Annotated in this window: 12 protein-coding genes; 11 read left to right on the plus strand and 1 reads right to left on the minus strand. The window is 67.0% G+C overall.

The window, feature by feature from the left end; all coding sequences use genetic code 11:
• Positions 1-133 precede the first annotated feature (133 nt).
• The 11 genes from AC07NY_RS01430 (at position 134) to AC07NY_RS01480 (ending at position 9,550) form a co-directional block, all read left to right on the plus strand.
• Positions 134-1,681: a sensor histidine kinase gene (locus AC07NY_RS01430; protein WP_494581241.1), complete on the plus strand. Its 1,548-nt coding sequence runs from the start codon at positions 134-136 to the stop codon at positions 1,679-1,681.
• Complete coding sequence (locus AC07NY_RS01435; protein WP_494581243.1) at positions 1,678-2,283, plus strand: response regulator transcription factor; 606 nt, start codon at positions 1,678-1,680, stop codon at positions 2,281-2,283. The genes AC07NY_RS01430 and AC07NY_RS01435 overlap by 4 nt, the downstream gene beginning before the upstream one ends.
• A gap of 126 nt (positions 2,284-2,409) precedes the next feature.
• Positions 2,410-2,901 (plus strand): GlcG/HbpS family heme-binding protein, encoded by a 492-nt coding sequence (locus tag AC07NY_RS01440; RefSeq protein WP_494581245.1) that lies wholly within the window; start codon positions 2,410-2,412, stop codon positions 2,899-2,901.
• 84 nt (positions 2,902-2,985) lie between these two features.
• A complete protein-coding gene (locus AC07NY_RS01445) occupies positions 2,986-3,675 on the plus strand; it encodes an ankyrin repeat domain-containing protein (RefSeq protein ID WP_494581247.1) in 690 nt (229 codons plus the stop codon).
• Between the two features lie 191 nt (positions 3,676-3,866).
• Positions 3,867-4,592: a sulfite exporter TauE/SafE family protein gene (locus tag AC07NY_RS01450; protein WP_494583642.1), complete on the plus strand. Its 726-nt coding sequence runs from the start codon at positions 3,867-3,869 to the stop codon at positions 4,590-4,592.
• 157 nt (positions 4,593-4,749) lie between these two features.
• Positions 4,750-5,511, plus strand: a complete 762-nt coding sequence (locus tag AC07NY_RS01455; RefSeq protein ID WP_492285772.1) for a GntR family transcriptional regulator — start codon at positions 4,750-4,752, stop codon at positions 5,509-5,511.
• 19 nt (positions 5,512-5,530) lie between these two features.
• Positions 5,531-6,508 carry a 2-hydroxyacid dehydrogenase gene (locus AC07NY_RS01460; protein ID WP_494581249.1) on the plus strand — a complete coding sequence of 326 codons (978 nt, stop codon included), beginning with the start codon at positions 5,531-5,533 and terminating at the stop codon, positions 6,506-6,508.
• Positions 6,509-6,597: 89 nt separating this feature from the next.
• Positions 6,598-7,401 carry a transporter substrate-binding domain-containing protein gene (locus AC07NY_RS01465; RefSeq protein WP_494581251.1) on the plus strand — a complete coding sequence of 268 codons (804 nt, stop codon included), beginning with the start codon at positions 6,598-6,600 and terminating at the stop codon, positions 7,399-7,401.
• Positions 7,402-7,525: 124 nt separating this feature from the next.
• Entirely contained in the window at positions 7,526-8,185 is a 660-nt protein-coding gene (locus AC07NY_RS01470) for an amino acid ABC transporter permease (protein ID WP_494583643.1), read from the plus strand.
• The gene (locus AC07NY_RS01475) at positions 8,185-8,838 is read left to right on the plus strand and encodes an amino acid ABC transporter permease (protein WP_494581253.1); all 654 of its coding nucleotides are present in this window, start codon (positions 8,185-8,187) and stop codon (positions 8,836-8,838) included. Before AC07NY_RS01470 ends, AC07NY_RS01475 begins: the two co-directional genes overlap by 1 nt.
• Complete coding sequence (locus AC07NY_RS01480; protein ID WP_492285768.1) at positions 8,819-9,550, plus strand: amino acid ABC transporter ATP-binding protein; 732 nt, start codon at positions 8,819-8,821, stop codon at positions 9,548-9,550. The genes AC07NY_RS01475 and AC07NY_RS01480 overlap by 20 nt, the downstream gene beginning before the upstream one ends.
• Before the next feature lie 193 nt (positions 9,551-9,743).
• Here AC07NY_RS01480 and AC07NY_RS01485 read toward each other — a convergent pair whose 3' ends face one another.
• Positions 9,744-10,130 (minus strand): RidA family protein, encoded by a 387-nt coding sequence (locus AC07NY_RS01485; RefSeq protein WP_336810403.1) that lies wholly within the window; start codon positions 10,128-10,130, stop codon positions 9,744-9,746.
• Positions 10,131-10,185 lie beyond the last annotated feature (55 nt).

Consider the following 10,185-nt stretch of genomic DNA (forward strand, 5'->3'; position numbering starts at 1 on the left):
GGGGCGTGATGGCGTCCGCAAGAGTATTGCAGGCGTCCGGCACGATGGATTTTCGACCTTTGCGTCACAGCATTTGCTCTTTGCACGGCGGTGACGGCTGGCGCCCGGCGCTGTAAGCTCGGCTTGAAACCGGATGAAATCCTTGACACCGCGCCTCGCCCCTTTCCTGCTGTTGTGGGTTCCGCTGGCACTGGCCGGACTGGGGCTCGGCGCCGTCGTCGAATTCATGCGTGCGAGCGAGGCGCTCCAGCGCGAGGGAACGACGCTGCATCGCATCGTCTCCCAGCGTGTCGAGCAGCATGATGCGCATCTGACCAGCCTGGCTGCGGTGCTGGCCAGCTCGAACGCGGAATCGGCGAGCTTCCGGGCGGTCGTCGAGGCGATGCAGCGCTTCTATCCGCGCATTGCGGCCGTCGAGCTGATCGAGACCGTCTCTGCCGGTGCCACGCCGGCCAGCCTTGCCGATTTCGATCCGGCCGCCTTGTCGGCGCGCGTGAGCGCGCTGGCGCCGGGCCAGGCCGTCACGCTCCCGAGCCGCTCGGGCAAGCCGTTCTATGCGCTGGTGAAGCGCGTGCCGGATGTCGGCCATGGACCGCGGGCGCTGGTCCTCGTCATCGACGGCCGGCTTCTGACCGAGCCGGAGGGCGGGTTGCCGGATGATGCCGCGCTGAAGCTGAGCGATGCCTCCGGGACCGCGATCCTCCAGCATGGCTGGCCGCTGCAAGCCGGGGCGTCGATCCCGGAGATCGCCTTTACGAAGGCGCTGAGCAGCCGGTCGCAGCCGCTTGTGCTGGAGCTGGCGCGCCGGCCGGCCTTCGCCGAATTGCTGCCGCCGATCCTGCTGTTCGGCTGGCCGATCGTCGCGGGGCTCGGCCTTTTCCTGCTGCTGGCGGTGCTGCGCGAGCGGAGCGCCAGCCGGCGGGCACGCGAGGCCGTGCGCCTGCACGAGCACGACGCCCGGCTCGCCCATGCCATGCGGGTCAACACGGTCGGCGAGATGGCTTCCGGCATCGCGCATGAGATCACGCAGCCCTTGACCGCGATCCTGAGCCAGAGCCAGGCTGGCCTGAGGCTCGCCAAATCGGGGGAGGCGGCGCCCGGCGATCTCACCGGCGTGCTCGAGGCCAATGTCCGGCACGCGCGCCGGGCTGGCGAGATTCTGGAGCGGTTGCGGGCCTATGTGACGCGGCGGGAGCCGCAGCGTCAGCCGAACGATCTCAATCGGGTCGTCAGCAATGTGGTGGAGCTCAGCCAGCGCGACCTGCAGGAACGCGGCGTCGCGCTCCGGCTGGAGCTGAACGAACCCGGGCCGCAGGCGCTGCTCGACCGGGTCTCGATCGAGCAGGTGGTGCACAATCTCGTCCGCAATGCCGCCGAGGCGGTCGAGGCCATGCCGGCCGGCCGGCGCGAGATCGTGCTGACCACGCGCCTCGTCGACGGGGAGGCCGAGATCATCGTGGCCGATGACGGTCCCGGCATTGCGGAAGCCGACATGGCCCGCCTGTTCGAGCCGTTCTTCACGACCAAGAGCAGCGGGATGGGGCTCGGCCTGCCGCTGTGCGAGCGCTTGGTCGAAGCGGCGGGAGGGCGGATCGCCGTGCGTAACGGGCCGGAGCGCGGGGCGATCTTCAGCGTGCGTTTCCCTGCGCTCGCGGCCGAACTTGGCATGGCCGCCGAATGAAGCCGGCGCCGCGCAAAGTCTACCTGATCGACGATGATGCCGATGTGCGCGATGCGCTCGTCCTGCTGCTGCGCACGATGGGCTTCGCGCCGCGCGCCTTTGCCGGCGTGCAGCCCTTCCTCGACCGGCCCGACCCGCGCCAAGACGGCTGCCTTGTCGTCGACATCCGCATGCCCGGCACCTCCGGCCTGCAATTGCTGGAGCGCATGGCCAAGGAGGCCGGTGGCATGCCGACGGTGATGATCACTGGCCATGGCGATGTCGCCGCCTGCCGGCGCGCCTTCAAGGCGGGCGCGGTCGATTTTCTTACCAAGCCGATCGACGAACAGGTGCTGCTCGAAGCCATCGAGGCTGCTTTCGCGGCGCTCGATCAGCGCAACCGGAGCGAGGCCGCCCGCGCCGGTCGCGATGCCCGTCTGGCAAAGCTCACCCAGCGCGAACGCGAGATCCTCGATCTCGTCGCCGAGGGCCTCTCGACCAAGGAGATCGCGCGGGCGCTCGACGTCTCGCCGCGCACCGTCGAAACCCACCGGGCCCATATCGCCGAGAAGCTCGGGGCGGGCTCAGTCGCCGAGATGGTGCGCTTCGCGCTGGAGGGATAGGCGCGGGTCTCTCCGTAGGATTACGGAGGCGGCTCCGGCACCGCACCGATCAAAACGCCTGACGGGACCGGCTAATTTGCGGTCATCGAGCTTACGGCTCGTCCTCGCTCAAGTCCCGGAGAGATCATGTCCAAGATCCGTTTCGCCGCCGCTGCCGTTGTGCTCGCGCTCGTTCCGGCCGCTGCCGGCGCCCAAGTCCTGCAGGAGCGCAACATGCCGCTCGCGATCGCCCAGGAAATCGCTCAGGCGACCGTCGAGGCCTGCGCCGCCAAGAACTTCAACGTCACCGCGACGGTCGTCGACCGCGCCGGCGTCACCCGCGCCGTGCTCCGTGCCGACCGCGCCGGCCCGCACACCGTTGCCGCCAGCCGTGACAAGGCCTTCACCGCCGCTTCCGCCCGCAACGCCACCGGCGCGATTGCCGAGAACGTCGAGAAGAACCCGGCCGCGCGCAACATGGCCGCGATCGAAGGCTTCCTGCTGCTCGGCGGCGGCGTGCCGGTCAAGGTCGGCGACGAGGTGATCGGCGCGGTCGGCGTCGGTGGCGCGCCTGGCGGCCATCTCGACGAAGAATGCGCCAATGCCGGCATCGAGAAGGTGAAGGCCAAGCTGCGCTGAGCCTGAATCCAGTTTGAAACGGGGCAGGCGGTTGCGGAAGCGGCCGCCTGTTTCGTCATATCGTCGCAAGGGAGGAGCGCCGTGATGGCGAGGATGTTGCTGATCACTGTCGCCCTGGCCGTTGTCGCCCTGACCGGCCCGGCCGTCGCGCAGACGCCGCCCGATGCGGCCGAACTCGCCGCTTATCGTGGTCTGCATGCTGCTGCGGCCTCCGGCGATGTCGCTGCCATCCGTCGCCTCGCGGGAGCCCGCGAGGGGCTTGACGCACGCGACGGCAATGGCCGCACGCCCCTGCATGTCGCGGCCTTCCGCGGTCAGGTCGAGGCGATCCGCGCGCTGATCGCCGCCGGAGCCGATCCCGGCCTGTTCGACAACCAGCGCTATGACGCCGTCACGATTGTCGCCGTGAGCGACGACGTTCCGGCCCTGAAGGCCCTGCTGGCCTCGGGCGCTTCGGCCAAGCTGACGACCAGCCGCTATGACGGCACGGCCCTGATCGCGGCTGCCCATCTCGGCCATGACGGCATCGTCCGCGAACTGATCAAGGCTGGCGCGCCGCTCGACCATGTCAACAATCTCGGCTGGACCGCCCTGATCGAGGCGGTGATCCTCGGCGATGGCGGCAAGCGCCATGTCGAGACGGTGCGGGCCCTGCTCGCGGCCGGCGCCAATCGCAATCTCGCCGACAACCAGGGCGTCACGCCGCTGCAGCACGCCCGTTCGCGCGGATACGCTGCCATGGTCACGCTGCTGGAAGCTGGACCTCCTCGCTGAAGCCGGCCTTCATGGCTTGCGCGTCGAAGCTGCTGCCGGACCGTTCTGACCCCGTGCAAAGCCGCCAAGCAGTTTTGCCGGAATGACTCTAGGCAGACGGTGCGGTCGCGCCCATACGGCGCTGGTCCATTCGCGGGGGCTTTCATGACGATCGCCGGGCTGCTGCAGCCGTTCAGCAGGTTTCGGCCTGCATCCTCGTCGTCTTCCTGACGGCGATCATGCGTGGCTATACCGGCTTCGGTTTCGCGCTCGTGGCCGTGCCGCTGCTCGCCCTGATCGCCGACCCCGTCACCGCCGTGCCGATGGTGCTGCTGCTCGAAGTGGTCGGCAGCCTGCAACTGCTGCCCGGCCTGTGGCGCTCGGCGCATCTGCGTTCGGTGATGCTGCTCGTCGCCGGCGCGCTGCTGGCAACCCCGATCGGCCTCTATGGGCTCGCCGCGCTCCCAGCCGATGTGATGCGCCTCGTCATCGCGCTGGTCGTGCTCGCGACGACCTGTGCGCTGGCCGCCGGTCTGAAGGCGAGCCGCGAGCCGGGCGCGCCCGCGACCTTCGGCGTGGGCATCCTGTCCGGACTGCTCAACGGGGCGGCCGCGATGAGCGGCCCGCCCGTGGTGCTGTTCTATCTCAACGCCCAGACGGCGATGCATGTCGGACGGGCCTCGATCATCCTGTATTTCCTACTCTCGGATGCGGTTGCGATCGGCTTTGCCGGCGCATCCGGGCTGCTCGTTACGTCCACGGCGCTGCTGGCGGCGGTGACCATTCCCGCACTGTTCCTCGGGCAGGTGATCGGGACACGCCTGTTCCGTTCCGCCTTGCAGCGTCACTACCGCATCGTCGCGATCGTGATCCTGCTCGCGGTCAGCGGCTTCGCCATCGCGCAATCCGTCCATGCCTTGTGGAGAAGCGGCGGCTAAGGCGCGCGGACGTATCAGTCAGCTCAAGTCGTTCCCACACCATTACGACTGCGGCAGCCATTCCGGGTCACAAATAGCTTCTTGTAAAATTTCACAACATGTCTAGGCTTCCGGTCAACGGGTGCCGCTCAAGAGCGCCTTCATGGAGGAGACCGGGATGGCGCGCAGCGCGGTCCAGCCGAGACAGGCCGAGGTCGAGGAGGCGTCTGCGCCGAAGCGGCGCAACCGCGTCAACCTGTTCGAGCTCGCCTATGAGCGCATCGAGGCGATGCTGATCACCTGCGAGCTGCCGCCGGGCCGGTTCCTGTCGTTGCAGGACCTGCAGGACATGACCGGCTATGGCCGCACGCCGGTGCATCACGCCGTCAATCGGCTGGCGGCGGATACGCTGATCGTCGTCCGCCCGCGGCATGGCTTGCAGGTCGCGCCGATTGATCTGGCGCGCGAACGCGTGCTGCTGCGGTTGCGGCGCGATCTCGAGCGCTTCGTCATTGGGCTCGCGGCCGAGAGGGCCGGCGCCTCCCACCGCAACCAGTTCCTGCATATCGAGCGGCTGCTGCGCGAGCGCCGCGACAGCCTGAGCCTCGCCGATTTCAACACGCTCGACCGGCGGATCGACGAGACGGTGCTCTCGGCTGCGGCGGAGCCTTTCCTCCAGCATACGCTGCGCCCGCTGCACACGATCTTCCGGCGCATCGGCTTCATCTATCACAGCGCGATGCCGCAGCGTGTCGCACTCTCGGTCTCGATCGATCACCACATCGCGGTGCTGAACGCCATCGCGGCACGGCGGGCGGATGAGGCCGTGGCCGCCTCCGATGCGCTTATCGGCTTCGTGGACGGCATGTTCGACGAGATGGAGGCGGGCATCGACCCATCCCTGCTGGATTGCAGGGTCGAGCCGCTGCTGAAGAGTTGACGGAAGGGACCACCGGATCATGCGCATTGTCTTCCACGGCGAGAACGCCGCCTCGTTCAGCCACGGCTTTGCCGGGCTCGTCGGCGACCAAGCCGAGATCCGGCTCCTGCCTGACCATCTCGAGGCGGGAGCAGACCAGAGGGCCTATGCCGAGGCCGAGGTCATCGTCGGCGTGAAGTTCGACGCCGGACTGCCGCAGCCTGCCGGGCTCAAGCTGTTCCATGTGCCGGGCGCCGGCTACGACATGGTCGATCTCGGCGCGCTGCCGGTTTCCGCCGCGGTCTGCAACTGCTTCGGCCATGAGCAGGCCATCGCCGAATACGTGATGGCGGCGCTGCTGGCCCGCAGCATCCCGCTCGCGGATGCCGACCGGCGCCTGCGCCAGGGCGACTGGGCCTATTGGGCCGGCGCGCCGGAGCGCGTCCATGGCGAGATCGCCGGCCAGACCATCGGCCTGCTCGGCTTCGGCCATATCGGCAAGGCGATCGCGGCGCGGGCCAAGGCCTTCGAGATGAAGGTGCATGTCGCCAATCGCAGCGCCGTGCCGGTCTCAGGCTTGGTCGACCGCGCCTTCACGCTCGATGCGCTGACGGAATTCTGCGGCTCGGTCGATGTCGTCGTCGTCTCCGTGCCTTTCACCGAGGAGACCAGGGGCATCCTTGGCGCCGCCGCTTTTGCCGCGATGCGGCCGGGCGCCGTCGTGATCAATGTCGGGCGCGGCCCGACCATCGACGAGCAGGCGCTGTTCGACGCCCTCAAGGCCGGGCGCATCGGCGGGGCGATCATCGACACCTGGTATCGCTATCCCAGCGCTGGGGACAGCACGCCCTTGCCGGCGAATCTGCCTTTTCATGAGCTTTCAAACGTTTTAATGACGCCGCACATGTCCGGATGGACCAGCGGCACGATCAGCCGCCGGCAGGGGGTCATTGCCGAGAACATCAAGCGCCGCTTCGCCGGCGAGCCGCTCGTCAACGTCGTGCGCGCCAGCGCCTGACCGCCGATGCGCTGACCCGTTTCTTCCCGAACCGGCCGCCAGAAGCCGGGCCATGACAAGCGGCAAGGCCGCAGCAGAGGAGACACCAGATGAATATGCTCAAGCATCTCCGGATTGCCGGCACCTTGCTCGCGCTCGGCGTCGGCATGCTCGCAGCCGGCCAGGCCTCGGCCCAGACGGTCACCGACATCATCAAGCGCGGCTCGGTGAAGATCGGCGTGCTGATCGGCGCGCCGCCCTATGGCTCGGTCGATTCCCAGGGCAACGCCATCGGCTATGACGCCGATGTCATCGCGCTGATAGGCAAATATCTCGGCGTGAAGGTCGAGCTGGTGCAGCTGACCCCGCCGGCCCGCATCCCGGCGCTCGAAGCCAACAAGGTCGACTTCCTCGTCGCCACGCTGGCCCCGACGCCCGAGCGCGCCAAGGCGGTGATGTTCTCGATCCCCTACAGCGCCTTCCAGACCGGCATCTACGCCAAGAAGAACGTCGCGATCAAAACCTGGGCCGATCTCAAGGGCATGAAGGTTGGCGTCAACCGCGGCTCCAGCGTCGAGCGCGAGTTCACCAACCGCGAGAAGGAACTGAACCTCACCATCCTGCGCTTCGAGGACGACGCGACCACGATGCAGGCGCTGTTCTCCGGCCAGGTCCAGGCCATTGCCGGCCCCGACGCGCAGGCCAACGCCGCCATGAAGGCGCGCGGCGAGACCGAGACCGAGCTCAAGTTCGTCTTCGGCATGCAGCCGAACTCGATGACGATGCGCAAGGACGCCTATGAGCTGCGCCAGTGGCTCAACAATTTCATCTATTACGTCAAGCAGAACGGCGAGCTCGACGCGATCGCCCAGAAGTGGGTCGGCAGCCCGCTGCCGCCGCTGCCGACCTTCTGATCCGCCTTTCCACCGGATCTGCCGAAAAGCCGGCGCGCCCAGCGCGCGCCGGCGACCCTCGACCTACCCCTGAGGCCGAAGGAGCGGGCCATTGCTCTTCCAAGACGTCTTTTCCAAATGGCCGATGATCCTGAACGGGGTCTGGCTCACGATCGTGCTGTCCTTCGTCGCGATCGCGCTCGGCCTCGTGCTGGCGACGGCGATGACCGCATTGCGCAGCCTCGCAGGCAGCTGGGCCGGTTACATCGTCGATGCCTATGTCGAGCTGATGCGCAACACGCCGTTTCTGGTGCAGCTCTTCATGATCTTCTTCGGGCTGCCGCAGATCGGCATCCGCCTCAACGGGCTCGAAGCTTCCCTGCTGGCGATGACGCTCAATCTCGCGGCCTACGCCACCGAGATCATCCGCGCCGGCGTCGACTCCATCCATAAATCGCAGATCGAGGCCGGGCTCGCGCTCGCCATGACCCGGTGGCAGGTGCTGAAGCATGTCGTGCTGCAGCCGGCTTTCGCCCGGGTCTGGCCGGCGCTGTCGAGCCAGTTCGTGCTGATGATGCTGGCCTCCAGCATCTGCTCCTTCGTCTCGGTGCAGGAATTGTCGGGCACGGCGGCGATCATCGAGCAGGACACGTTCCGCTCGTTCGAGACCTATATCGTCGTCACCGTGCTTTATCTGGTGCTGGCGCTCTCCTTCAAACTCTTCCTCAACTGGCTCGGCCGGAGGCTCTTCCCGCAGGTCTCGGGCCTTGCCCGCCTCACCGAAGCGCATGGAGAGGCCGCCTGATGCAGACCTTCGGTTGGCCAGAGGCCCTCTTCATCCTGCGCTCCGCCGGCTGGACGCTGGCGCTGACCGCGATCGCCTTCTTCATCGGCAGCATCATCGGCGGCGCCTTCGCGATCATGCGCCTGTCGCGCATCCGCTGGCTGCGCCGTTTCGCGGCCGGCTACATCCTGGTGATCCAGTCGATCCCGGTGCTGATGGTGCTGTTCATGAGCTATTACGGGCTCTCGGCGCTCGGCATCGAACTGCCGCCCTTCCTCGCGGCCTCCGCCTCGCTGTCGATCTATGTCTCGGCCTATCTCGCCGAGATCTGGCGCGGCTCGATCGAATCCGTGCCGCGCCAGCAATGGGAGGCCTCGGCCTCGCTGGCGCATACGACCGCGCAGACCTACCGCCATGTCATCCTGCCGCAGGCGATCCGCATCTCGCTGCCGCCGACGGTCGGCTTCCTCGTCCAGCTCGTGAAGAACACCTCGATCGTGCAGGTCGTCGGCTTCGTCGACCTGATGCGCGCCGGCATGCTGGTCAACAACGCGACCTATCAGGCCTTCCAGATCTTCACGCTGGTCGGGGCGATCTATTTCGCGATCTGCTTCCCGCTCTCCCGGCTCAGCCGCCATCTCGAAAAGGTGATGAATGCCAGCCGTTCTCATTGAAGGCATCCACAAGCGCTTCGGTTCGCTGGAGGTGCTGAAAGGCGTCTCGCTCAGCGTCGATACCGGACAGGTCGTCGCGATCATCGGCCGCTCGGGTTCGGGCAAGTCGACGCTGCTGCGCTGCATCAACGGGCTCGAGAGCTTCCATGCCGGCAAGATCGAGGTCGCCGGCCATACGATGACGCAGGACCCGACGAAGCTGCGCGAATTGCGCAAGGATGTCGGCATCGTCTTCCAGAGCTACAACCTGTTCCCGCATCTGACGGTGGGGCAGAACATCATGCTCTCGCCGCGCATCACCAAGAACGTGCCGCAGGCGCAGGCTTTGGCGCTGGCCAAGGAGGTGCTGGCGCAGGTCGGCCTCTCCGAGAAATTCGACAGCTATCCTGACAATCTCTCCGGCGGCCAGCAGCAGCGCGTCGCGATCGCCCGTTCGCTCGCCATGCAGCCGAAGGTGATGCTGTTCGACGAGGTGACCTCGGCGCTCGATCCGGAATTGACTGGCGAGGTGCTCCTGGTGATGGAGAAGCTCGCCAAGGGCGGCATGACGATGCTGCTGGTGACGCACGAGATGAATTTCGCGCGCACCGTGGCGGACACCACCGTCTTCATGCATCAGGGGCTGATCTGGGAGAGCGGGCCGTCGAAGGAGCTCTTCGCCAATCCGCAAACGCCGGAACTCGCCAATTTCGTCAAGGCGGGCGCTCACTGAGCGCTATTGAAGTGACTTCGAACCTCTCCATTGTCATTCCGGGGCTTCGCGCAGCGAAGAACCCGGAACCCACGACCGGGCGAGTGGTCTGCAATCAGGATGCATCACCCAGTCGTGGGTTCCGGGTTCGCGCCTGAGGCGCGCCCCGGAATGACAAGGGTTGCGGGTACCCGCGGAAAAAGGCCAAGCCCGCTCAGTAGACGGCGGTCGCCTCGACCTCGACCAGGAATTCCGGGCGGCTGAAGCCGGAGACGATGACCAGCGTCGAGGCCGGCTTCACCGGGCAATCGGCCAGCGCCTCGTCGCGGGCCTTCATATAGGCCGGCATATGCTTGCGGTCGGTGACGAAGGCGTTGAGGCGCACGATATTTGCCATCGACAGGCCGCCTTCGCGCAGGATCGCGGCGATGCTCTCGAAGCAGATGCGGGCCTGCTCGCCGGCATCCTCCGGGACGCTGCCGTCGCTGTTGATGCCGAGTTGGCCGGATGTCAGGAGGACGCCTTGCGCGTCGGCCTTCATGCCATGGGAATACTGCCCGAAAGGCGGGGCGAGCGAAGCGGGCGTGAGAGGCTGTTTCATGAGCTGACGATCCGTGGGCGTAGCGGGCGCGCTAGGTCTAGGACATCGCGCGGCG

This window comes from Allobosea sp. GW821-FHT09G06 (genome assembly GCF_059416005.1).